The following is a 22,659-nucleotide window of genomic DNA, read 5'->3' on the forward strand; positions in this document are numbered from 1 at the left end:
TTTTGCTTATTTGATCTTTTTATGTTTCCAGAGGACACCCGACTTCAAGAGACGTGGTACTTTTCCGGTTAATGCCTGTTTCCCCATGACGATCCCAAATCCGTCTGATTTCCCGAGCGAGCCGAGCATACCACGTAACTTGATCTCTGGTAGTTTCGGCAGTTTTTTACCGTCCCATTTCGCTTGCAGGACATCGACGACTTGATCCGCTTGATGTTCCGCGAGCTGCCCGCTTGGTGCATACGGTAGACTCGCACAATCACCGATCACGAAGACATTTTCATGTTCCGGGACGTGGTGGTGTTCGGTCAGCTTGATGCGTCCGCCACTATCCGCTTCAAATCCGAGATCCCGAACGACTTTGACCGGTTGTGTGCCGGCCGTCCAAATCGTTAAGTTCGAAGGATAGGCCTCATCCCCGTTTTGGACGTCATCTGCCGTGACGAACGTGACATTTGAATTGTTGATGACTTCGACATCATGTTCTTCGAACCACTCCTGGACGTATGTCGATACTTTATCCGACAGGAACGACAACACCGATGGACCCCGATCAAACAATCGGATCTTCAAGTCTTTCCGGCTTTCGTGTAATTCACTCGCCAGTTCGACACCAGACAGTCCGGCCCCGACGATCGAGACGACGGCACCGGGTGAGAGACCGCAAATTGCCTGTTGGGTTTTCCGAGACTCTTCAAGCGTTTGGATGCTGTACGTAAATTCTTGCGCCCCCGGTATGTTATGGTATTTATCTTCACACCCTAATGCGATGATGAGATCGTCATAAAAAAGTTCCGTGCCATCTTGCAGATGGACGGAGTTCGTCTCCGGTGAAATCTGAACGACATGTCCATATTTATATGTGAGATGTTCACCTTCAGGAAAAGCGATTCGAACATCACGATCCGATAATGTACCGGCAGCGAGTGCATAATACTCTGTTTTTAAGGCATGATACGGTAAACGATCGACGAGGGTCACAGCGACCTCTTCATCTTTAAACCGTTCACAAATCCGCATACCGCCATATCCGCCGCCTAAAACAACCAGTTGCTTCATAACTTTAAATCCCCCTTAGTTCCCCTAAATCAGTCTGACCTTGTATAATACGACATGGGGAAGGACAATTCCTGCTTAAAGGAGGAAAAAAAGTGAATCCAATTATTGAATTTTGTATCAGTAACTTAGCGACAGGAACCCAAGTCGTCATGCAACAACTTGAACGGGATCCGAATGTCGATGTCGTCGAATATGGATGTCTCGGATATTGTGGCATTTGTTCACTCGACCATTTTTGTCTGGTCGATGGCGAAACGGTCGTCGGCGAGACACCGGAAGAACTGTTAGAAAAGATTTATCAAAAAATTGAAGAAAACGAGCTCTAAAAAAATCCCCGTGTCTCAGAGGAGACCGGGGATTCGTGTCTGTCAGCGGGCGCGGCTTCGGACTTAGATCGTTTGTTGACGACGCATCATCCATGGTTTCAGTTTCAAGAACAGCGGAATGAAGAGTGCTGAGATGAACATAGCCTTGATGATGTTAAACGGTAAGATACCGGCTGTAATCGTCGTCCACTTGACGGCAGGATCTAACATGTAGTCCATACCGAAGAACCAAGCGTACGCTGGAAGAATTAAGATATAGTTGAGGATTGCAAGACCGAGTGCCATCGTGATTGTACCAGCGACAAGACCGGTTGCGAGACCTTTTGTAGTTTTCTTTTTATGATAGAACCAACTGACCGGAAGGATGAAGGCAACACCAGCAGCGAAGTTTGCAAGCTCTCCGACTGGGACACCACTTCCACGGAAGATGTAGTACAGGACGTTTTTAAGTGCTTCGACGATGACACCGGCAATCGGTGAGAACATGATGGCTGCGATTAAGGCAGGGACATCACTGAAGTCGATTTTTAAATAGTTCGGTAAAAAAGGTAACGGGAAATTGAGTAGCATTAGAACAAACGAAATTGAACCTAACATGGATAAAGTGACCATCTTTTGTGTGCGTTTCATACGAGTATAATCTCCTTTTGCTCGTTCCTCTCGATGAAGTATTGGCATGGCTGCGTCCAAAATAAACCCCTATCGAATCAGATTCAATAGGGGAGAAGTCCGCAATAAACTAAACCTGAACGATTTTTACAAAAATCGGTTCAAGAAATAGAAACATGCCGCCATCTTCTCCCATCCAGACTATACTGTCGGCTCCTGAGTCACACAGAATCAGCAAATAGCGCCCTATTCGCTCGCGGGCTTCAGACGAATCGTCTGTTTACCGCCGGTCGGGAATTTCACCCTGCCCTGAAGATGGAACGATTTAATTTTTTTTGATACAACTCCTTTATACAACGAATTCAAGATAGTTTCAAGCAACTAGGTTTCGAATCAGCTCGAAATTGCGTATACTAGAAAAAAAGGGAGGGTGATGACATGATCCAATTAACAGAAGCAGCAGCTCTTCAAGTGAAAGAGATGATGATGCAGGCGCCGGACGACGAAAAAAATCTACGGATGCTCGTGCAAGGTGGCGGATGCAGTGGTCTCTCCTACGGAATGGGCTTTGACAGTCAAAAAGAGACCGACTTGACCTTTGAACAACACGGTGTGAACGTCATCGTTGACCAAAAAGACTATCCGGTCGTCAATGGTCTGGAAATCGATTATAAACAATCCATGCTTGGCGGCGGATTTACGATCACGAATCCAAATGCGATCGCGACATGCGGGTGTGGGACGTCGTTCCGGACCGCGACGAATGCCGGGACACCCGGTGGATGTTAATAGAACGACTCAAATCGTGGACGATTCCGTCTGCGGTTTTTTTGTTTTTCAGAGACAGACAGGACTTACGCCGCTAAATGGAGAAGGATTACAACGAACGCCATGATAAGGGAGGACTATCGATGCGAAAGGTACTGATCTTCGGTGGAACACGTTACTTTGGGAGACGGCTGGCATTACGACTTGCAGAATCAGGGGATGATGTGACGATTGTCACGCGTGGGGAGCACACGCCACCTGTCGCGAAAGGCTTGACATTCTTTAAAGGAGACCGGACGTCAAGCAGCACGATGAAAGACTTAGGGAGTCAGAACTGGGATATCATCTATGACAACATCTGCTTTAATCCGTATCAGGCGAAACTTGCCGTCGATGCGTTCGAAGGAAAGGTCGGTCGTTATATCTTGACCTCGACGATGTCGGTTTATGAGAACGGTGGAACGAAGATTTCAGAACGTGCCTACAATCCGTTTCCCGGGAAATATGACCTGGAAAAAGAACATGACTACGGGGAAGGAAAACGCCAAGCAGAAAGTTACTTTTTCCAACGGGCGACGTTCCCGGTCATCGCTGTCCGCTTCCCGGTCGTTTTAGGACCGGACGATTATACGGAACGATTGGTGTTCCATATCAAACGAACATTGGCAGATCAGCCGATCATTGCAGAAAATCTGTACGCGAAAATGGGGTACATCTCGAGTTACGAAGCGGCAGCATTTCTCGAATGGTGTGGACGCTCGACGATGACCGGACCAATCAACGCGGCGAGTGACGGCGTGTTGTCGATCCAAGACTTGATGGATAAGATCGATCGTGTCGCGGAAACGACCACCCGTTTTGAAACGACTGGAGAAGACCCGTCACCACTGGCACCGGATCACGACTTTTATATGGATACGGCAGCCGCAAAACAAGCGGGGTATTTGTTCCAACATGTCGACGACTGGCTCGATCGACTCATTGAAGAGGAGGTCCGCAATCACAGATGATTACATTAATCAAACCGTCTGTACAACTTGAAGTCGAATACCTCGATTTTTTACTGGAGTGGCAACAATCCGGCGAATCGATCGTACCAAGTGTCGTCAGTAAAACCTTTTTGCCGTTAGCGGATTTTTTAGAGGAGCAACAACAAGAAGAACAGGTGGCACCGGAAAACTGGGTCACGCACTCGACCTATTGGTTATATGACGGACAAAAAATCGTCGGTGCGGTCAATTTCCGGCATGACCTGAACGACCAACTGCAGCAAATCGGTGGGCATATCGGTTACGGGATTCGTCCGAGTTCCCGGCAGAACGGGTATGCGACGGAAGGGTTACGTCAAGCACTGAACGTCGCAAGAGAGCGGGGGCTTGACTCTGTTTTGATCACATGCAGTGCAGATAACCTGGCGTCCGGTCGTGTCATCGAAGCAAACGGTGGACAAGAAGTCGAATCGTATGTAAAAGAAGACGGGACGCGTGTTCGACGATTCAACGTGCCATTGTCTTAAAATTGCTTTGAAAAATCATTCTATTGCGATTAGGATGATTTTTTTGAATTGAAAGAACTGTGTAGAAAAGATTCATTTTCCGTGACTCCTACAGGGAAAAGCGCGTCTTTCGCGCTGCCAGAGGCAAGCGAGACCCGGCTTCTTGAAAGGTAAGGTCAAGAAGCCGCGACTTGCGTCTCGCCTGAGGAAAGCACGGGAAGAAAGAATCTGGCGGCGTCAAACACAGTCATTTAGACTGCAAACAAAAAGAAGAGAAACTTCGATTTGCATCGAGGCAACTCTTCTTTTGGGCGTAACTTAATGATTTTTGACTTTCTCAAAAAGACTAGTCGAGTGTTGCGGGTGACGCGCTGAAGGATCGACAAGCAACTTCGCTTGATTGACGGCAATCGGTGCTTCACCGAAACCGGTCGCAATCAATTTGACACGACCGTCATAAGTGGCGATATCGCCGCAAGCGAAGACACCGGGGATCGCCGTTTCCATCTTCGAGTTGACGCGGATCGAATTCCGTTCAAACTCGACTTCCCACTCCTTGAGCGGTCCGAGCGAGGAAACAAAACCGAAGTTACAGACGACATCATCTGCACCGACGACAATCACTTCATCTGTTTCCGCATGTTTAAAGGTTAACGTCTCGATGCTGTCGTCACCCGTGACTGATTCGAGTGTATACGGTGTCATGACATTGACAGATGAGTTGTGTAACAGCTCGACCGTATGCTCATGGGCACGGAATTTATCACGACGGTGAACGAGCGTGACGGATTTAGCGATCGGCTCAAGCATCAATGACCAGTCGACTGCGGAATCGCCACCACCGAGTAAGACGACTTGGCGATCCTTAAAGCGATCCATCTCGTTGACGAAGTAATGCAGGTTACTCGTCTCGAAACGTTCTGCATCTGCGACACCAAGTGGACGGGCGGCGAACGACCCGTTTCCAGCTGTCAGGATGACGGTTTTCGTGTAATGTTCTCCTTTATTCGTCACGAGGCGGATGAGTCCGTCATCGAGCCGTTCATAAGCAAGGACGGTTTCGCCGAGGACGTACGTCGGATCAAATTCGTTTGCTTGTTCGAGCAGACGATCAATCAAATCCTGTGCTTTGACTTTCGGGAAGCCGGCAATGTCGTATATATATTTTTCAGGATAAAGCGTCGCCAGTTGTCCACCGAGTTGTGGCAGACTTTCGATGACTTTCGTCTTCATCTGACGCATGCCTGAGTAAAAAGCGGTGAACAGTCCGACTGGACCACCGCCGATAATCGTTACATCATATGGTTGGTGCATCTGAGTCCCTCCTAAAGTTGGATACTCCTATTATATAGGAAGATGGGTTCGATGTGGCAAGTGCGAGACATCTCACATTTTTTTAAGGGATTGCATATTTTAGCTTTGCAATCTATGATAGAAAATGGTTCAATGAACGTATAGACGTGTGAACATTATTTGAACAAAGTTTTCGAGCATTTATCTGCAATTGAATGTGAAGGAAATCACAACAAAACTATTAATCGTAAGGGGTATCAGAACATGAACACACCAAACATTGTTATTCTTGGAGCCGGCTACGGTGGATTGATCACAGCAGTCAACCTTCAAAAGAAACTTGGCGTCGACCAAGCGAACATCACATTAATCAACAAACACGATTATCATTACCAAACAACGTGGTTACACGAACCGGCAGCAGGAACGATGTCTGCTGAACAGGCACGTATCTACATCAATGATGTCATCAATCCTTCGCGTGTCAAACTTGTCAAAGGTATCGTCGAGAAAGTTGATACAGCAAGCAACACAGTGAAGCTTGTCGACGGTGGAACAGTCCCTTACGACTACGTCGTCGTCGCACTTGGTGGCGTTCCTGAAACATTCGGCATTAAAGGATTGAAAGAGAACGCTCTAACGATCAGTTCATTGAACAGTGTCCGAAAAATCAAGGAACATATCGACTATTCATTCGCAGAGTACAAAACGACGGGTTCAACAAACCGTTCACTCTTGACGATTGTCGTCGGTGGTGCTGGATTTACGGGTATTGAGTTCATGGGTGAACTCGTCAACCGGATTCCTGAACTGTGTAAACAATATGATATCCCACGCGAACTCGTTCGTGTCGTCAATATCGAAGCGGCTCCAACAGTCCTTCCTGGATTTGATGCGGATCTCGTCAACTACGCACACAAATGGCTTGAGCGCCAAGGCATCGAGTTCAAACTCGGTAACGGCATCAAGGAATGTGGACCGGGCAGCGTGACATTCGGACCGCTTCAAGGTGAAACAACAGAAACAATCGAAGCGAACACAATCATCTGGACAGGTGGCGTCAGCGGTAACCCGGTTGTTGCAGCATCTGGCTTTGAAGCGATGCGTAACCGTGTCGTCGTCGCAGAAGACCTCCGTGTTCCGGGGCATGAAAATGTCTTCATGATCGGTGACTGTTCAGCCGTCATGGATCCGAACTCGAATCGTCCGTACCCGCCGACTGCTCAGATCGCGACGCAACAAGCACACAAAGTGGCTGAAAACATCTCTGCTCTCATCGGTGGACGTCAAACATCAACGTTCACATATGAAAACAAAGGAACAGTCGCTTCACTTGGTCATAAAGATGGAATCGGTATGGTCTTCGGGAAGAAGATTTACGGACGTAACGCATCATTCATGAAAAAAGTCATCGACAACAAACATTTCCTTGAGTTGAAAAAGATTGGTCTTGCCATCAAAAAAGGTAAATTCTAAGTTCACGTTTTAGGCAAATGTACACTCGTGCATTTGCCTTTTTTGTCGGTTATACTAAAAAAGAGATTCAAAGGGGGAACAGTATGCATATCATTCAAGCCGTGATCGGGAGTGTTCTCTATCTCGTCATGTTCTTTAGTATCGGTTTTATCTTAAACATGTTGTTACGCAGTACGTGGATCATGCTTGTCCTCTATCCGCTGATCATCATCATGATGATTGATAACCAGTCGACGCTTGATTACTTCACGAATGCCCGTGAAGCGGTTCCGGCACTCGGTGAACGGATCATGGGGCTGCAGACGGCAGATGTCACGATGTTTGTGGCCGGCCTTGCCGGAATCGTCATCGCCGGTATGTCCATTCGCTTTCTGCGTAAAAGTGGTTACCAAATGTTTTAAAGTCTACTTGAGTGAGTAGGCTTTTTTAGTGCGTTAAAACACGTTATAATAAAAACAGTGTCTTTTAAAAAATGTGTAAGAGCAGATAGGGTTGAGAGCGAATGGATAAACAAATGTACCGCGTTATCAAAGTCTTGAATAATAATGTCGTCATTTGTTCGACTGGTGCCAACCAGGAAGTCATTATCCTCGCGAAAGGGATTGGCTTCGGTCGGAAGCCAGACGATCAACTAACGGATCTTGAAAAGCTAGAAAAAGTCTATACATTAAAAGATAAAGACGAGCAGGCACAGTATAAGGCACTTGTCGGACACCTCGATGAAAATTTCATCGCTTTGATGAACGAAATCGTTTCGATGATTGAAACGCGGTTCGGAAAACGGGTTGATGAACATATTCATATCGGCTTGACGGATCATTTGACGTTTACGTTCAAACGTTTGGAGCAAGGCATGGAAGTGACGAATCCGTTTCTTGCAGAAACGGAAGCCTTATATCCGGAAGAGTATGCCTTGGCGGAAGAAATCGTTGAATTCATCAGTGCCGAGATGAATTTTTATCTGCCGCCTGCAGAAACGGGCTTCATCGCGTTGCACATTCATTCGGCAACGAACTTCAAAGATGTGCTCGAAGTGAACCGACATCATCAACTCGTCGGATTAATTGCCAGTCATATCGAACAGCGTTTGCAGATCAAAATCGATCGAAAATCGTTGGATTATAAGCGTTTAATTCGTCACTTACGGTCAGCGATTGAAAGGGTTTCCAATGGTGAGTACCTAGAGGCGCCAGAAAAAGTAGAAAAGCTATTGCGCGAAGAATATCCGCTGTGCTATGATACTGCTTGGGAGCTGATGTCCATCATGGAACGTCAGTTGAAGAAAGCGGTACCGCGCGGTGAAGCGACGTATCTTACGATGCATCTGCAACGCTTAGTGCAGTACGATTTAGGTAAATGACCGCACGGACTACGTGTTACTGATACGATCAGGCATGAGTGGGATGTCGGGCAAAATGGTTTATTTCCGTTAGGATTTTTCACGGGATAAGTGTATTTTGTCTACAATCCGCTTGTGCCTGATTTTTTTCTGTAAAAATCGGTCAGATGTCTGACTTTTTTCGACCTGTCATTGGCATTATTTATTATTGTAGATTTTAGATTAAGAGGAGGAAACACACATGTTCAAACAGATTTTTGCTGTTCTTCAACGTGTTGGTAAAGCGTTGATGCTTCCTGTTGCGATTTTGCCTGCTGCCGGGATCTTACTCGGATTCGGTAATGCGATGCAAAATCCGAACTTGACGTCAAAACTCGAGTTCTTAAAAAATGATGCAATCATCAAGGTTGCAAAATTGATGGAAGCAGCCGGGGATATCATCTTCGGTAACTTAGCACTCTTATTCGCGGTCGGTGTCGCAATCGGATTAGCAGGAGACGGCGCAGCCGGACTTGCAGCGATCGTCGGATTCCTGATCATGAACAAAACGATGAGCGTTTGGCTCGGCGTTACACCAGAAATGGTGGCAAATGGTCAAGGGTACTCAAACGTACTTGGTATTCCAACCCTTCAAACAGGTGTCTTCGGTGGTATCATCATCGGTTTGATTGCCGCCTGGGCCTACGGGAAGTATCATAATCTCGAATTGCCGCAGTTCCTCGGATTCTTCGCAGGAAAACGGTTTGTTCCAATCGTTACAGCAGTTGTTTCATTGTTCGCAGGTCTTGTTCTTGTATTCGTTTGGCCGTTCGCGCAAGACGGGTTGAACACATTCTCCCACTTCATGATGGAGAAAAACCCAACACTTGCAGCATTCGTCTTTGGTCTCATTGAACGTTCATTGATTCCATTTGGTCTTCACCATATCTTCTATGCACCATTCTGGTTCGAGTTCGGTTCGTACACGAATGCAGCAGGAGACGTCGTTCGTGGTGACCAAGCGATCTTCTTCGCTCAGTTAAAAGATAACGTTGAATTAACAGCTGGTACATTCATGACTGGTAAATTCCCGTTCATGATGTTTGGTCTTCCAGCAGCAGCACTTGCTATGTACCATGAAGCACGCCCAGAGCGTCGCGCAATCGTTGGTGGTCTTCTTGGATCAGCAGCACTTACAGCTTTCTTAACAGGTATCACAGAACCAATCGAATTCGCATTCTTATTCGTTGCACCAATCTTGTTCGCAGTTCACGCAGTCTTCGCAGGTCTTTCGTTCATGACAATGCAACTTTTGAACGTTAAAATCGGGATGACATTCTCAGGTGGATTGATCGACTTCCTTCTCTTCGGTGTCCTTCCAGGACGTACGCAGTGGTGGCTCGTCATCGTCGTCGGTCTTGTTCTCGCAGTTGTGTACTATGTTGGATTCCGTTTCGCAATCCGCAAGTTCAACTTGAAAACACCAGGTCGTGAAGACGAAGTCCAAGAAACTTCAATGGCTCAAGGCTCTGAGCTTGCAGCAGGTATCCTTGATGCACTCGGTTCTGAATCAAACATCAAACACCTTGATGCATGTATCACACGCCTTCGTGTTGAAGTACTTGATAAATCAAAAGTTGACAAAAATGAATTGAAAAAATTAGGTGCGGCAGGGGTTCTTGAAGTTGGTAACAACGTCCAAGCGATCTACGGACCAAAATCAGATAACATCAAATCTGAAATTCAAGCTGTCATCGCGTCACGTAAACAAGAAAAATCAGTTTAATGTATGAAGAGCTTTCCCGATTTGGGAAGGCTCTTTTTTTTCGGAAATAAACATCTTCTAAATAGTTTCGCGGAATAAACATTAAGGGTATGAAGTAAGTAGTTTGGTTAAAAAAAGGAGGGAAATCACTGATGTGGAAAAACGTGTTTGGTGTGTTGCAACGGATCGGTAAAGCTTTGATGTTACCGGTCGCAATCCTACCGGCAGCGGGGCTTCTCCTAGCGTTTGGTACGGCGTTTCAAAACCCGAATCTGACGCAGTATCTGCCATTTCTTGAAAATGATGCATTAGTCGTCATTTGGCGAGTCATGCAAGATGCAGGGGATATCATCTTTGCCAATCTAGGATTATTGTTTGCCGTCGGGGTCGCGATTGGTCTTGCGAACGGTGAAGGGGTCGCAGGATTAGCCGCGATTGTCGGATTCTTGATCATGAACAAAGTTATCAGTTCGTTTTTACAGATTACGCCTGAAAAGATTGCAGAAGCACAAAAATCGAGTGATTTATCGTATGCGACCGTGTTAGGAATACCGACCCTGCAAATGGGGGTATTCGGAGGGATCATCGCCGGGTTGATTGCGGCGTACAGCTATAATAAATTCTTTAAAATTAAACTACCGGATTTCCTTGGATTCTTTGCCGGTAAACGGTTTGTCCCGATTGCTACAGCGCTATTCAGTTTAGTCGCTGGTTTTGCGTTGTGTTACATTTGGCCGCCGATCGGAACGGGAATCAATACGTTCTCGAAAACGATCATTGAATCAAATGAAACGTTATCTGCCTTCATCTTTGGATTAGTCGAACGTTCACTTATTCCGTTTGGTCTGCATCACATTTGGTATTCGAGTTTTTGGTTCCAGTTCGGTGAGTATACGGATAAAGCCGGTACGATCGTCAACGGAGATCAGCGGATTTTCTTTGCGCAATTAAAAGACGGTGTTCCGTTTACGGCAGGGACATACATGACAGGGAAATATCCGTTCATGATGTTTGGTCTTCCTGCTGCCTGTCTTGCGATGTACCATACGGTTGCGAAGGATCGGCGGAAAGCGGTTGAAGGGTTATATTTCTCAGCTGCCTTGACATCGTTTTTGACCGGGATTACAGAACCCGTTGAGTTTTCATTCGTTTTCGTTGCACCGTTATTGTTTGCGGTCCACGCCGTATTCGCTGGATTATCCTTTATGATCATGGACATCCTCAACGTCAAAATCGGGATGACCTTCTCCGGAGGATTGATTGACTATACGTTGTTCGGGATTTTACCGAACCGGACCTCCTGGTGGCTCGTCATACCAGTCGGGTTAGTTTTTGCGGTCATCTATTACTTTGGTTTCCGTTTCGTCATCACGAAGTTTGACTTGAAGATTCCGGGACGCGAAGCGATTCAAGAAGGGGCCGTTGCATCGACGACGACGGCTGGCGAACTGCCTTATGAAATTCTCCAAGCCTTTGGTGGTGCCTCAAACATCAAACACTTGGATGCTTGTATCACGCGGCTCCGGATTACCGTCAATGATAAATCGGGCGTCAACAAAGAGCGCTTGAAACAGTTGGGTGCTGCCGGTGTCCTTGAAGTCGGGGATAATGTTCAAGCCATTTTTGGTCCGAAATCGGACGGAATCAAGACCGAGATGGCAGAAATCATGAACGATCCGAACTATCAACCACCGGTTAAACCAGAAGCCGATCCGATTCCACAAGTTCCGACGGGAGCCGAATCACGGACCGATGATCGGTCGGGCTTAGCTGGAACGGATGGAGCATATGTACCGGTTGAAGGATATGTTTCACCAATGAGCGGAGTGATTCGATCACTGGATGATGTACCGGATCAAGTCTTCTCCGGACGGATGATGGGCGACGGATATGCGATCGAACCGACGGAAGGATATGTCGTTTCTCCTGTATCCGGTGAAATCACGACCTTCTTCCCAACAAAACACGCGATTGGCATCCTTGCTGATAATGGAGATGAAATTTTGATTCATATCGGAATCGATACCGTATCGCTTGAAGGAAAAGGATTCGAAGCACTCGCCAAAGCAGGCGATCGGGTCGAACCAGGTTCGCCGTTGCTAAGCGTTGACCTCGAACAGATTCGACCGCTCGTCCCATCGTTACTCACACCAATCATCGTCACGAACAGCGGCGACCGGAAAGTTGCGGTCGATGTTGGAAAAACAGTCGAAGCGGGTGAAAAAATATCGTATGAGATCAAATAACATCCTTAAGGCACGGTTTCTCTTCTTAGAGAGATCGTGTTTTTTTTGAGGAGTTAAACATTCAGTAATGAGATTTTGCACATACGATGATACAATGAATAAGCTATTATGAAGATTAGCTATTTTTTGAGAAAGAGGTGAGTCGATGGCTACGACTTCGACAAAAACACGTTATGTCGTGTTAGGTTTATTGATCGGGATTTTAGTGGCGGCGATGGACAATACTATCGTTGCGACGGCGATGCCGACAATCGTCAGTGAGCTCAACGGATTTGATCAATATGCGTGGGTGACCTCCGCCTATATGATTGCGACTGTCGCTGGCATGCCGATTTTCGGTAAGTTGAGTGATATGTATGGTCGAAAACGATTTTTCCTGTTCGGGATGTTACTTTTTATCGCCGGCAGTGTGCTGTGCGGAATGGCGGACTCGATCATTGAATTATCCATTTATCGTGCCGTTCAAGGTCTTGGCGGCGGTGCCTTGATGCCAATCGCGTTTACGATCATCTTTGATATTTTCCCACCGGAAAAGCGGGGGAAGGTCAGTGGATTGTTTGGTGCCGTCTTCGGAATTTCAAGTATTTTCGGACCGTTGCTTGGTGCGGTCTTGACCGATGCCATTAACTGGCGCTGGGTCTTTTACATCAATATCCCGCTCGGTGTATTGGCGTTGACACTCGTCTCGTTGTTCTACAAGGAATCACCGATTCACCGGACGCAAAAAATCGATTATGCCGGAGCGGTGACGTTAGTCGCAGGATTGGTCCTGTTCTTATTGGCGCTTGAGATGGGCGGAAAAGATTACGCCTGGAGTTCACCGCAAATCTTAGGATTATTCGGCGCGGCACTCGTTGCTTTTATCGTCTTTGGTTTCATCGAACGTCGGGCGGCTGATCCCGTCATTACATTCAGTTTATTTAGACGCCAACTGTTTGCGGCGACACAAGGGGTGGCGTTCTTTTACGGCTTCGTCTTCATCTCTGCCAGTGTGTTCATTCCGATTTTTGTTCAAGGAGTGTTTGGTGGAAGTGCGACAAACTCCGGTTTGATCTTGATGCCGATGCTGATCGCATCGGTCGTCTCGGCGCAACTCGGTGGACGTCTGCCGAATAAATACGGATTCCGAAACGTCATGTTCGTCTCGGCAGTTTTCTTCTTGTTAGGGGTTTATCTGTTAAGCACGATGTCGCTTGAAACATCAAGAACAGCCATTACGATCTACATGATCATTTTAGGTTTTGGTGTCGGGTTCAGCTTCTCGTTACTCAATCTTGCTAGTATCAATGGGATCGAGATGCAACGACGTGGGGCTGCGACCTCTATGGGTTCGACATTCCGGACGATTGGGATGACGCTTGGGGTGACGGTGCTTGGAATCATCCAGTCCCGGACGTTCTCATCGACGATCAGTGAACAGTTGCCGGGCGGAAATGCACCGGATGGCGGACAATTCCCGACCGCATCCGCACTTGCGAGCATGCCGCCGGAAGTAGCGAATGCGATCAAGTCATCACTTGCAGAATCGATTTCTTCGGTCTACTTGTGGGCATTGATTCCAGCAGTGCTTGGTGTCGTCTTTGTTTTCCTGATGGGGAATGAACGACCCACGTTAAAAGAAGGTCAAGGCGAACGACCGAAAACAAAGCAAGCATAATGTGCGGGTAAAACTATTTAGATAAGCATTAACAGAAGAGAGGGAAGTGGATGTCAAAATCCGCTTTCCTTTTTTGTTGTTCGAAATCATTCGATGCACGAGACTCCTACAGGAAAAAGCGCAAGTGCCAACTGCGTTGTCAGAGACAAACAAGACCCGCTTTTCTGCCCACATGGGGCAGGAAAACTGGCTTGTGTCTCGCCTGAGGAAAGCGAGTGCAAAGAGGAATGATTTCGACGTAGGTTAATCCGATTTCCCGCACGAAGTATAAGGAAAAGAGGATACTTTGTTAACGATACAAAAAAACACGCCCCGCGATGGGACGTGTCCAAAAAGATGCCTTATTTTTTGATATCGAATGTCGTGCTGAGGAAGTTGACGACATCTTCCGCTGTATCCATATCGAGTACTTGTTCGACGATCGCTTCACACTCTGCTTTGTTCAAACGAGTCATCAAACTACGTGCGCGAAGGACAGATGACGCAGACATTGAGAATTCATCGAGTCCGAGTCCAAGGAGAATCGGAAGAGCGAGTTCTTCTCCAGCCATCTCCCCGCACATGCCGACCCACTTGCCCGCTTTGTGTGCTTCTGTGATGACGTTGTTCAATAAGCTTAAGATGGCTGGGTTGAACGGTTGGTAGAGATACGACACTTTTTCGTTCATCCGGTCAGCAGCCATCGTGTATTGAATCAAGTCGTTTGTTCCGACAGAGAAGAAGTCGACTTCTTTTGCGAATTGTTTCGCCATGACAGCTGTTGATGGAATCTCGACCATCATTCCGACTTCGATCTCTTCAGAAACCGTCACACCTTCTGCTTGAAGGTTTGCTTTTTCTTCTAAAAGAAGTGCTTTTGCTGCACGGAATTCTTCGAGTGTCGCAATCATTGGGAACATGACGGCGAGTTTACCGTACGCACTTGCCCGGAGAAGGGCACGCAGTTGTGTCCGGAACAGATCCGTTTGATCCAGGCAAAGACGAATCGCCCGGTATCCAAGGAACGGGTTCATCTCATGTGGGAGATCGAGGTAAGACAACTCTTTGTCGCCACCGATATCAAGTGTCCGGATGACGACTTTTTTATCGCCCATTGATTCGAGGACCGTTTTGTATGCCGTGAATTGCTCATCTTCCGTCGGGAATGTTTCAGCGTCCATGTAAAGGAACTCTGTCCGGTATAATCCGACTGCTTCGGCACCGTTCTCGAGAACGCCTTTAACATCATTTGGTGTTCCGATGTTCGCTGCGAGCTCGACGTGATGACCGTCAGCTGTGACTGTTTTTTCGTTTTTGAGTTTTTTCCATTCTTCTTTTTGAGCGATATAGGCTGAACGTTTTTCTTCATACTCTGCGATTTGTTCGCTTGAAGGGTTGACGATGACGTCACCTTCCGTACCGTCGAGAATCAAGAAATCACCGTGTTTAACTTCCGTCAAGACGACTTTTGTTCCGACAACAGCCGGAATTTCAAGAGAACGGGACATGATCGCCGAGTGCGAAGTCCGTCCACCGATGTTCGTAGCAAATCCCTTTGCATACTTCCGGTTAAGTTGTGCTGTATCTGAAGGTGTTAAATCTTCAGCAATGATGATGACTTCTTCATTGATTTGAGCCGGCGTGACGAATGTAATGCCGAGCAAGTGGGCCATCGTCCGTTTTGTAACGTCACGAACATCGGCTGCACGCTCGCGCATGTATTCGTTTTCCATCGATTCAAAGATCATGACCATCATCTGTGAGACTTCATCAAGTGCTTGTGCTGCGTTTGTTTTATCTTCATCGATCTTCGCATTAACTTGGCTAACGATTTCCGGGTCTTCTAAAATTAAGAGGTGAGCTGAAAAGATTTCTGCTTTATCTGCGCCTAGTTCTTTTAATGTGTTCTCACGAATGATTTCGAGTTCACCTTTCGATTTAACGATGGCTGCTTGGAAACGCTCTTTTTCAGCCGCTGAATCCTCGATCTTATTAGTTGGAATGTCAAAGACAGGTGTTTCCATCACGAATGCTTTCGCAATCGCAATCCCTGCAGAAGCGCCAATTCCTTTGATATGCTGTGCCATGTGCATTACCCTCTTTTCAGTAAGTTTTTTTGCCGCAATGACGTCGTTTCTTTGCTATCTATAGATACCCATAAACGCATCTCTCTTAACGGGTCGATTGCGGACTCTCCCTTTAAATGAAAACGTAGACATTTCTGTTGTTGCCAAAATGACCGTTTAGTAGAAGTGCCTGTCCTTTTCACCTGTTTAATCCTATCACATTGTGAAACGGGCAACAATCGTTTGAAACGGTCCAAATCGACAAATTAACGAACGTCGAAAATGAGAGCGGTTTCATTTTTCTTGGGTGCTATCAGTTGGAAAATCAGATCAAACGCTTCATACTTATAAGTATTACTAAAGGGGGAATTGAATATGCGATGGAATCAAGTAAATCCACAAGCACATGTCGAAGTACTCGTTGTCGGTATTTCAGGTAACCAACCGGTCGAGGAACGGATTCGTTCACTTTATCCGGATCGATTGGATGAGTGGGTGCGTCGGGGAGATATCTCGACGAAACAAGGAGAACTCCGTTTATTGCCAACGTTAACCGGAACAGTCGAACGTGTCTTATTTGTCGGTCTTGGGAAAACGGAAGGTCTCACGCCGGACACACTTCGTCGTTTATTTGGGAAGGCAGCTCAGTTCTTAAAAACACGGAACCTCTCAAAAGCGACAGTTGACGCGACGACGTTTCCAAGTCAACCGGTCGAATTGATCGCCGAGACGTTTGGTTTAGCTACATACGAAGTCAAACATTATAAGACGACGACGCATGCGACGTATGAGCTGGACTTAACGATTTGGTCGGATGCGGGAGAACGGGACGTAGAACGTGGAGAAGCGCTTGCTGAAGCGACGAACCTCGCACGACGCCTCGTGACGATGCCAGGGAACCTGCTGACCGCACCTGCTTTAGCAGACGAAGCGCGTTTTATCGCCGAGCGGTACGGGCACGACCTGAAGGTTTTGGAAAAAGAAGAGATGGAAGCACTCGGAATGGGCGCCTTGCTGGCCGTCAACCAAGGGTCAACGATTCCACCAAAACTGATTGTCCTCGAGTACAACGGAGCAGGTGACGACGCACCGATCGCCGTCGTCGGAAAAGGGGTCACATTTGATACGGGTGGGTACTCGATCAAACCAAAAGACGGGATCGTTGGGATGAAGGGGGATATGGGGGGCGCGGCAGCCGTGCTCGGATTGTTTGAAGCCCTCGGTAAACTTAAACCAAACGTCAACGTATTAGGTGTCATCCCGGCGACGGACAACATGATTTCCGGAGACGCGTTTAAGCCGGATGATGTCATCACGTCGATGGCAGGAAAAACGATCGAAATCTTAAACACGGATGCAGAAGGGCGACTGGTTTTAGCAGACGCCGTCACTTATGCCAAAGAATACAAACCGAAGATGATCATCGATCTAGCGACATTGACAGGCGGTGTGCTGGTTGCCCTCGGAACAGAAATCACGGGTGCGTTGACGAATGATGCGGCTCTTTACAGTCGATTCGAAGCCGTGACGCAAGAGACAAACGAGATGGTCTGGCAGATGCCGTACGTCGATCAATTCATCAAACAAGTTCGCCGCTCCGACGTCGCGGATTTAAACAATTCACCGGGACGGATGGGGCATATGATCTTTGGTGGTGCCTTTGTCGGGGAATTCGTTGGCGAAACACCATGGCTTCATCTCGATATCGCCGGAACATCGGAACAAAAGGCCGCGACCGAACTCGGTCCAAAAGGCGCGACCGGTGTCATGGTCCGGAGTCTGTATCGTTTTGTTGAACGTGAAGGATGATCCGATTGAACAGCGTTCTCGTTTTATTGACCATCATCAGTATCGTCTGGTATCTCGATTCACACGAACAAATTCCCTTGGGACTGGCGACATTTTTAAGTGTGTTCACGGTCTTGTCACTGATGAAGGGAACACGGGAGAAGTCTAGTGGACGTCACCGGGATTGACGCGGCGAAGGCCGGCTGGGTGGCGGTCTCGATTCGGGACGGTCAGTTCTCCTGGTCGGTTGCTTCGTCGCTGTCTGACATCAGATGCGGGTCCGTCACGTATATCGATATGCCGATTGGTCTCGAACGACAACAGCGGCGAGTCGTTGATCAATTGTTGCGCGAGGAATTAAAACCGGGTCGAACGAGTAGTGTCTTTAATGCCCCGCTACTCGCGGCATTGGAACAATCTGATTATCAAGCGGCCAATGATTATTCGAAACAGCAAGCAGGTCTCGGTTTATCGAAACAAGCCTGGTACTTGTTACCGAAAATCCGTCAAGTCCGTACACACTATCAACCGGGCATGATGGAATCCCATCCGGAAGTCTGCTTTGCCCGTCTGACGGGTCATCCGGCGCGACACAATAAACGGACAATCGAAGGCGTAGCAGAGCGGACGGAGCTATTGCATCGGTACGATTGTCCGCCTTACTGGAAACTCAAAGTGCCGGGCGTCGCAACTGACGACTGGGTCGATGCATGTCTGCTTGCCGTCGCAGCGACATTGCCGGCTACGTACTTGCCAAAACATCGTCCGTTCGATGCCGACGGCTTTCCTTTATATGCGGCACTACCGAAAAAAATCACCTTCACCGAAATGGTGTAGGTGATCCTTTAATGAACGACCAGAGATAATGAAAGATCCGTGCATTGTGCAAGGCTTTAAGAATCACGGCGACGAGTGGTCCGAGAATCAATCCGAACACACCGAAAAATTGAATGCCGACGAACAAGGCGATCAAGGCAGTGATCGGTTGAATACCGATGTTGTCACCGACGATTTTTGGTTCCATGATGTTCCGTTGTAAAATCACGAGACCATAGAGAATCGCAAGTCCGATTGCAAGCCCGGTATCTCCCGTAATGATGGAATAGGCAATCCAAGGTAAAAAGACGGAGCCGGTTCCAAGGTAGGGTAAGATATCAAAAAACGCCGCGATGAAGGCAATCGCAAAGGGATGTTCGACCCCGATGATCAATAGTCCGACAAGAACGATGAAAAACGTAATCGTAATCAATGTCAATTGCGCCTTGATATATCCGAACAAGGCGGACCGGAGACTCGCGACGACCGATTCGGCACGGGCGAACCATGGTAACATTTCATATTGTTTCAAGCGGATCTCATATTTATGCCAGTCTTTTGAGATGAAGAACCAGGCGAGCAACACAATGACTAAAATCAATGCGATCGAGGGGAGTGTCGCTAAAATCGTCTGCAACATCCCGGCGATGTTTTTCGATCCTTCACCGATGGCGCTGGCAAGCGAACTGCCGAGCGATTGAATACTGTTTTGGACAGTATTTTGTTGCGACGGTTCGAGCGACCGGAGTGCTTCTGAGGCATCATTCCAAATTGGTGCCAGTTTTTCATTGTAGAGCTTTTGGAAATAAAGACTGAGCTCTTGAATCTGTGCCGGCAACTGGTTCGCGACAAACACCAGTCCACGGATCAATTGCATGATGATCAGGACGAGTGAGCCGATTAACAGACCACTCATTAAAATAATCGACAGAAGGGCACCCCATCCTCGATTGATGCGGAGCCGCTTTTGGAAAAAGTCGACGAGCGGTCGACTAAAAAGAGCCAGTAAAAAGGCGAAAACGAACGGGTACATGAAAGAAGACAAGCGAATAATCAGCCAACCGGTAAAAAAGATGGCAAGGATGACGCCAAGGAAACGAGCTAATTGCCACAAACGTTCAGTCGACATAAGCAACACCTCTTACTATGTATGGAATGTCATCATCATATCATGTTTGTCAGAAGAACGTATCACTCTAAAGAGGGGGAATTGGCATGAAACGAAAAGAAGTTGGATTACTCGTCTCACTTGCCGTAGCCGGCGGGATGGCAGTTCGAGAATGGCGCAAAAACCAACAGTTCAACCGACAATTCAAGCAACAAACAGAAGATCAGCTAGTGAAAGGTTTGACGGAGGTGCAGGATGATGCAGGAGATGAGACTTCTTCAAGAAAAGGTTGATGAAACGATTCGGGCACTCGGTGGATACTTTCGTCCGTTATCCGGGTTGGCGCGACTGATCGAGGAAGTGGGGGAAGTCGGAGAAGCACTTGAGGCGAACGACGATCAATCACTCAAAGCGGAACTCGTTGATGTCTTGATGATCTCGACCTGTCTTTCGAATCAATACGTGACCGATTTGGCAGAGCAACATCGACGGCTTGGTACCGAACACGATCAGGAACAAGGATCATTTTACCGGCTCGTGCACGAAGCGGGTCAAGTTGCCCGCGTGATGAATGGTTACGAAGGAGACAAGCCGCCGAAAAGGACGGAGGACATCATTCCAATTGGAACTTCGTTGGCCCGTCTCCAGCGGGAACTGTTTCGCTTGGCACGCCCTCTAGAACTTGACCTGCTCAAGGAAATCGATCAAACGAATGAAAAGAACTTACGCCGTGACCGGACGCGTTTTGCGTTGACACGGGATCCGGTTACGGAAGAAACGATCGATCACTTCCGAAGCGCAACGGGAAATACGGAACGTTTATGGGGGGCTCCTGTCCATGAAGCAGGCATGTTGCTTGAAGCGCATATCCGAGCCGCCTTGCCATCGTTACGACGATTTCTTCGCTGTGCCCGGATAGAAGGGATCGATGGATTCATCATCGAGGCACCGATCGAACGGAGTGACAGTCTACTGCGTGTCAAGGAACAGGCGGATCAGATTGGACGAATCATCAAAGAACAGACGCCATTATCCTTCAAAGAGGCACCGTACCGGATTGATGTCTATGCCCCTCAACTCGGTCCAGTTTCACCGTATCATGCCGAGGATGACCACCGTATGTTTTTAGTGCTTCATGTCGATGAATGAAACAACAAAGAAGCGTCGATTCCGGAATCGACGCTTCTTTGGTATGCCGGCATCAGCTCGAATGGTTCGAGAGTTCCGTTGGTTGATGTTTCAACTGTTGCATGAACCGGTTGATCCGGTGGATGGCCTGTTGAAGCTGCTCAATCGAACTGGCGTAGCTCGCGCGGACATACCCTTCGCCACTCGCACCGAAGACTGAACCGGGCACGACAGCGACGCGTTCTGCAAGCAACAGCTGCTCTGCAAATTCTTCACTCGTCAAACCGGTCCCCCCGATATACGGGAAGGCATAAAAGGCGCCACCCGGCGAATGGGTCGGCAGACCGGCATCATTCAGTGCCTTGACGAAATAGTTACGACGTTGGCGATAACTCCGGACCATATCCGGTACCGTCTTGTGACGGGAACGTAACGCTTCGATTCCTGCGAACTGGACGAGTGTCGGTGCACACATCATCCCGTACTGATGAACCTTCAGCATCGCTTGGCTGATGGCTGGTGGGGCACACGTAAACCCAAGCCGCCAACCGGTCATCGCAAACGCTTTTGAGAAACCGTTGATGACGATCGTCCGCTCCCGCATGTCGGGTAATGTCGCAAAGCAGGTCGGTTCGTCTTCGTACGACAACTCGGCATAGATTTCGTCACTGATGACGTATAGATCATGTTTCTTAGCCAGCAAGGCAAGATCCGCCAACTGGTCCCGTGACATGACGGAGCCGGTCGGATTGGACGGGAAACAAAAAATGATGGCTTTTGTCCGATCGGTCACTGCGGCTTCAATCGTGTCAGGCTGAATCGTAAAGCCGTGTTCTGCCTGACAGGCTACTGCGACGGGAATCCCGCCTGCAAGTTCGATCAACGGTGCATAGGAAACGAACGCCGGCTCGACGACGATGACCTCATCCCCGGGGTTGATCAACGTCCGAAAGGCTAAATCGAGTCCTTCCGAGGCACCGGTCGTGACGATGATCTCATCTGCGACTTCGTAATCAATCGAAAACTTTTCCTGCATGTACAGGCGGATTTCCTGACGTAACTCGACGAGACCGGCGTTCGCACTATACGCCGTATAACCTTGTTCGAGCGCTGCGAAACTGGCTTCGCGGACATTCCAGGGGGTGACGAAATCCGGTTCCCCGACACCAAGGGAGATGACATCGTCCATCGAACCCGCTAAATCAAAAAAACGTCGGATGCCGGAAGGGGCTAACCGTTCGACTCGTTCAGATAACGACTTCATGGAGACACCTTCAATCGTTTGTCACCATCATCCTGACTAAACAAGACACCGTCATGTTTATAAGTCTTCAGCCGGAAATGCGTCGTCGTCGAGATGACAGAGTCGAGCGTCGACAGTTTTTCCGAGACGAATTGTGACACTTCCTGGAGTGATTTTCCATCGAGGACAACCTGTAAGTCATACGCACCGGACATCAGGTACAGCGACGTCACTTCTGGAAAACGGTGAATTCGTTCCGCGACTTCATCGAATCCTCGCCCGCGTTTTGGTGTCACTTTGACATCGATGAACGCTGTCACACCATGATGGGCATGAATCTTCTGCCAATCGATGACGGCTGTGTAGCCGAGTAGGACGCCATCTTCTTTGAATGCCGCAAGCGATGAGAGGACCTCGTCTTCTGTTAAGTCAAGCATTTGAGCCGCCAGAACGTGGTCGACCGGTCCGTTTTGGGTTAGCAGTTCAAGTAATTCCAATTGTTTATCTGTATACATGAAG

At 47.9% G+C, this 22,659-nt stretch carries 22 protein-coding genes and 1 riboswitch; of the genes, 15 read left to right on the top strand and 7 right to left on the bottom strand.

Translation table 11 applies throughout. The features are described from left to right. Nucleotides 1-6: 6 nt before the first annotated feature. Nucleotides 7-1,059 (bottom strand): NAD(P)/FAD-dependent oxidoreductase, encoded by a 1,053-nt coding sequence (locus tag BLD48_RS07445; RefSeq protein WP_071499643.1) that lies wholly within the window; start codon nucleotides 1,057-1,059, stop codon nucleotides 7-9. A 92-nt stretch (nucleotides 1,060-1,151) separates the two neighbouring features. Here BLD48_RS07445 and BLD48_RS07450 point away from each other — a divergent pair, with 92 nt between their 5' ends. After that, nucleotides 1,152-1,385 carry a YuzB family protein gene (locus BLD48_RS07450; RefSeq protein WP_012371187.1) on the top strand — a complete coding sequence of 78 codons (234 nt, stop codon included), beginning with the start codon at nucleotides 1,152-1,154 and terminating at the stop codon, nucleotides 1,383-1,385. 63 nt (nucleotides 1,386-1,448) lie between these two features. Here BLD48_RS07450 and BLD48_RS07455 read toward each other — a convergent pair whose 3' ends face one another. Continuing rightward, nucleotides 1,449-2,015 carry an ECF transporter S component gene (locus BLD48_RS07455; RefSeq protein ID WP_071499644.1) on the bottom strand — a complete coding sequence of 189 codons (567 nt, stop codon included), beginning with the start codon at nucleotides 2,013-2,015 and terminating at the stop codon, nucleotides 1,449-1,451. 159 nt (nucleotides 2,016-2,174) lie between these two features. Further along, nucleotides 2,175-2,315: riboswitch (FMN riboswitch) on the bottom strand. Between the two features lie 117 nt (nucleotides 2,316-2,432). On the opposite strand from BLD48_RS07455, the gene BLD48_RS07460 reads away from it, so the two are divergent. The 3 genes from BLD48_RS07460 (at nucleotide 2,433) to BLD48_RS07470 (ending at nucleotide 4,278) form a co-directional block, all read left to right on the top strand. Beyond that, nucleotides 2,433-2,783: a HesB/IscA family protein gene (locus tag BLD48_RS07460; RefSeq protein ID WP_014971096.1), complete on the top strand. Its 351-nt coding sequence runs from the start codon at nucleotides 2,433-2,435 to the stop codon at nucleotides 2,781-2,783. A 122-nt stretch (nucleotides 2,784-2,905) separates the two neighbouring features. Further along, a complete protein-coding gene (locus tag BLD48_RS07465; RefSeq protein ID WP_071499645.1) occupies nucleotides 2,906-3,772 on the top strand; it encodes an NAD-dependent epimerase/dehydratase family protein in 867 nt (288 codons plus the stop codon). Further along, nucleotides 3,769-4,278, top strand: a complete 510-nt coding sequence (locus BLD48_RS07470) for a GNAT family N-acetyltransferase (protein WP_071499646.1) — start codon at nucleotides 3,769-3,771, stop codon at nucleotides 4,276-4,278. The genes BLD48_RS07465 and BLD48_RS07470 overlap by 4 nt, the downstream gene beginning before the upstream one ends. Nucleotides 4,279-4,575: 297 nt before the next feature. Here BLD48_RS07470 and BLD48_RS07475 read toward each other — a convergent pair whose 3' ends face one another. Then, on the bottom strand, nucleotides 4,576-5,571 hold the full coding sequence (locus BLD48_RS07475) for an NAD(P)/FAD-dependent oxidoreductase (RefSeq protein WP_071499647.1): 996 nt from the start codon (nucleotides 5,569-5,571) through the stop codon (nucleotides 4,576-4,578). A gap of 243 nt (nucleotides 5,572-5,814) precedes the next feature. Between BLD48_RS07475 and BLD48_RS07480 the strand changes: the two genes are divergently transcribed. The 6 genes from BLD48_RS07480 (at nucleotide 5,815) to BLD48_RS07505 (ending at nucleotide 14,012) form a co-directional block, all read left to right on the top strand. Further along, entirely contained in the window at nucleotides 5,815-7,026 is a 1,212-nt protein-coding gene (locus BLD48_RS07480) for an NAD(P)/FAD-dependent oxidoreductase (protein ID WP_071499648.1), read from the top strand. Nucleotides 7,027-7,109: 83 nt separating this feature from the next. After that, nucleotides 7,110-7,427 (top strand): YuiB family protein, encoded by a 318-nt coding sequence (locus BLD48_RS07485; RefSeq protein ID WP_071499649.1) that lies wholly within the window; start codon nucleotides 7,110-7,112, stop codon nucleotides 7,425-7,427. Nucleotides 7,428-7,528: 101 nt separating this feature from the next. Beyond that, nucleotides 7,529-8,386, top strand: a complete 858-nt coding sequence (gene glcT / locus BLD48_RS07490; RefSeq protein ID WP_014971090.1) for a glucose PTS transporter transcription antiterminator GlcT — start codon at nucleotides 7,529-7,531, stop codon at nucleotides 8,384-8,386. A 220-nt stretch (nucleotides 8,387-8,606) separates the two neighbouring features. Continuing rightward, entirely contained in the window at nucleotides 8,607-10,130 is a 1,524-nt protein-coding gene (gene ptsG, locus BLD48_RS07495; RefSeq protein WP_014971089.1) for a glucose-specific PTS transporter subunit IIBC, read from the top strand. A 131-nt stretch (nucleotides 10,131-10,261) separates the two neighbouring features. Then, entirely contained in the window at nucleotides 10,262-12,355 is a 2,094-nt protein-coding gene (gene ptsG / locus BLD48_RS07500; protein WP_071499650.1) for a glucose-specific PTS transporter subunit IIBC, read from the top strand. A 145-nt stretch (nucleotides 12,356-12,500) separates the two neighbouring features. Then, nucleotides 12,501-14,012 carry an MDR family MFS transporter gene (locus BLD48_RS07505; RefSeq protein WP_071499651.1) on the top strand — a complete coding sequence of 504 codons (1,512 nt, stop codon included), beginning with the start codon at nucleotides 12,501-12,503 and terminating at the stop codon, nucleotides 14,010-14,012. A gap of 341 nt (nucleotides 14,013-14,353) precedes the next feature. Here the strand turns inward: BLD48_RS07505 and ptsP are convergent, their stop codons facing one another. After that, a complete protein-coding gene (ptsP, locus tag BLD48_RS07515) occupies nucleotides 14,354-16,078 on the bottom strand; it encodes a phosphoenolpyruvate--protein phosphotransferase (protein WP_071499653.1) in 1,725 nt (574 codons plus the stop codon). Between the two features lie 354 nt (nucleotides 16,079-16,432). Between ptsP and BLD48_RS07520 the strand changes: the two genes are divergently transcribed. From BLD48_RS07520 to BLD48_RS07525, 3 genes are read left to right on the top strand one after another with little or no spacing between them, the layout of a single operon-like run. Then, a complete protein-coding gene (locus tag BLD48_RS07520) occupies nucleotides 16,433-17,866 on the top strand; it encodes a leucyl aminopeptidase (protein ID WP_071499654.1) in 1,434 nt (477 codons plus the stop codon). Further along, nucleotides 17,863-18,033: a hypothetical protein gene (locus BLD48_RS16280; protein ID WP_161487703.1), complete on the top strand. Its 171-nt coding sequence runs from the start codon at nucleotides 17,863-17,865 to the stop codon at nucleotides 18,031-18,033. Before BLD48_RS07520 ends, BLD48_RS16280 begins: the two co-directional genes overlap by 4 nt. Then, nucleotides 18,014-18,682: a DUF429 domain-containing protein gene (locus tag BLD48_RS07525; protein ID WP_071499655.1), complete on the top strand. Its 669-nt coding sequence runs from the start codon at nucleotides 18,014-18,016 to the stop codon at nucleotides 18,680-18,682. Before BLD48_RS16280 ends, BLD48_RS07525 begins: the two co-directional genes overlap by 20 nt. Here BLD48_RS07525 and ytvI read toward each other — a convergent pair. Next, complete coding sequence (gene ytvI / locus BLD48_RS07530; protein WP_071499656.1) at nucleotides 18,666-19,790, bottom strand: sporulation integral membrane protein YtvI; 1,125 nt, start codon at nucleotides 19,788-19,790, stop codon at nucleotides 18,666-18,668. The two genes, BLD48_RS07525 and ytvI, sit on opposite strands and share 17 nt — an antisense overlap. An 86-nt stretch (nucleotides 19,791-19,876) precedes the next feature. On the opposite strand from ytvI, the gene BLD48_RS07535 reads away from it, so the two are divergent. Next, a complete protein-coding gene (locus BLD48_RS07535) occupies nucleotides 19,877-20,062 on the top strand; it encodes a hypothetical protein (RefSeq protein ID WP_071499657.1) in 186 nt (61 codons plus the stop codon). Beyond that, entirely contained in the window at nucleotides 20,037-20,918 is an 882-nt protein-coding gene (locus BLD48_RS07540) for a MazG nucleotide pyrophosphohydrolase domain-containing protein (protein ID WP_071499658.1), read from the top strand. The genes BLD48_RS07535 and BLD48_RS07540 overlap by 26 nt, the downstream gene beginning before the upstream one ends. A 52-nt stretch (nucleotides 20,919-20,970) precedes the next feature. On the opposite strand, the gene BLD48_RS07545 is transcribed toward BLD48_RS07540, so the two are convergent. Together BLD48_RS07545 and BLD48_RS07550 are read right to left on the bottom strand one after the other, a co-directional pair. After that, nucleotides 20,971-22,161: an aminotransferase gene (locus BLD48_RS07545; RefSeq protein WP_071499659.1), complete on the bottom strand. Its 1,191-nt coding sequence runs from the start codon at nucleotides 22,159-22,161 to the stop codon at nucleotides 20,971-20,973. Then, nucleotides 22,158-22,655, bottom strand: coding sequence for an Lrp/AsnC family transcriptional regulator (locus tag BLD48_RS07550; RefSeq protein WP_071499660.1), 498 nt, complete (start codon nucleotides 22,653-22,655; stop codon nucleotides 22,158-22,160). The genes BLD48_RS07545 and BLD48_RS07550 overlap by 4 nt, the downstream gene beginning before the upstream one ends. Between the last annotated feature and the right edge of the window lie 4 nt (nucleotides 22,656-22,659).

The organism is Exiguobacterium sp. KRL4 (assembly GCF_001870785.1).
In the GTDB taxonomy this organism is placed as follows: domain Bacteria; phylum Bacillota; class Bacilli; order Exiguobacteriales; family Exiguobacteriaceae; genus Exiguobacterium_A.

What these genes read in the sequence shown, in the direction of transcription:
- BLD48_RS07445 (WP_071499643.1), bottom strand. Translation starts at nt 1,059, where the DNA reads ATGAAGCAACTGGTTGTTTTAGGCGGCGGATATGGCGGTATGCGGATT.
- BLD48_RS07455 (WP_071499644.1), bottom strand. Translation starts at nt 2,015, where the DNA reads ATGAAACGCACACAAAAGATGGTCACTTTATCCATGTTAGGTTCAATT.
- BLD48_RS07460 (WP_014971096.1), top strand. Translation starts at nt 2,433, where the DNA reads ATGATCCAATTAACAGAAGCAGCAGCTCTTCAAGTGAAAGAGATGATG.
- BLD48_RS07465 (WP_071499645.1), top strand. Translation starts at nt 2,906, where the DNA reads ATGCGAAAGGTACTGATCTTCGGTGGAACACGTTACTTTGGGAGACGG.
- BLD48_RS07470 (WP_071499646.1), top strand. Translation starts at nt 3,769, where the DNA reads ATGATTACATTAATCAAACCGTCTGTACAACTTGAAGTCGAATACCTC.
- BLD48_RS07475 (WP_071499647.1), bottom strand. Translation starts at nt 5,571, where the DNA reads ATGCACCAACCATATGATGTAACGATTATCGGCGGTGGTCCAGTCGGA.
- BLD48_RS07480 (WP_071499648.1), top strand. Translation starts at nt 5,815, where the DNA reads ATGAACACACCAAACATTGTTATTCTTGGAGCCGGCTACGGTGGATTG.
- BLD48_RS07485 (WP_071499649.1), top strand. Translation starts at nt 7,110, where the DNA reads ATGCATATCATTCAAGCCGTGATCGGGAGTGTTCTCTATCTCGTCATG.
- glcT (WP_014971090.1), top strand. Translation starts at nt 7,529, where the DNA reads ATGGATAAACAAATGTACCGCGTTATCAAAGTCTTGAATAATAATGTC.
- ptsG (WP_014971089.1), top strand. Translation starts at nt 8,607, where the DNA reads ATGTTCAAACAGATTTTTGCTGTTCTTCAACGTGTTGGTAAAGCGTTG.
- ptsG (WP_071499650.1), top strand. Translation starts at nt 10,262, where the DNA reads ATGTGGAAAAACGTGTTTGGTGTGTTGCAACGGATCGGTAAAGCTTTG.
- BLD48_RS07505 (WP_071499651.1), top strand. Translation starts at nt 12,501, where the DNA reads ATGGCTACGACTTCGACAAAAACACGTTATGTCGTGTTAGGTTTATTG.
- ptsP (WP_071499653.1), bottom strand. Translation starts at nt 16,078, where the DNA reads ATGGCACAGCATATCAAAGGAATTGGCGCTTCTGCAGGGATTGCGATT.
- BLD48_RS07520 (WP_071499654.1), top strand. Translation starts at nt 16,433, where the DNA reads ATGCGATGGAATCAAGTAAATCCACAAGCACATGTCGAAGTACTCGTT.
- BLD48_RS16280 (WP_161487703.1), top strand. Translation starts at nt 17,863, where the DNA reads ATGATCCGATTGAACAGCGTTCTCGTTTTATTGACCATCATCAGTATC.
- ytvI (WP_071499656.1), bottom strand. Translation starts at nt 19,790, where the DNA reads ATGTCGACTGAACGTTTGTGGCAATTAGCTCGTTTCCTTGGCGTCATC.
- BLD48_RS07535 (WP_071499657.1), top strand. Translation starts at nt 19,877, where the DNA reads ATGAAACGAAAAGAAGTTGGATTACTCGTCTCACTTGCCGTAGCCGGC.
- BLD48_RS07540 (WP_071499658.1), top strand. Translation starts at nt 20,037, where the DNA reads ATGAGACTTCTTCAAGAAAAGGTTGATGAAACGATTCGGGCACTCGGT.
- BLD48_RS07545 (WP_071499659.1), bottom strand. Translation starts at nt 22,161, where the DNA reads ATGAAGTCGTTATCTGAACGAGTCGAACGGTTAGCCCCTTCCGGCATC.
- BLD48_RS07550 (WP_071499660.1), bottom strand. Translation starts at nt 22,655, where the DNA reads ATGTATACAGATAAACAATTGGAATTACTTGAACTGCTAACCCAAAAC.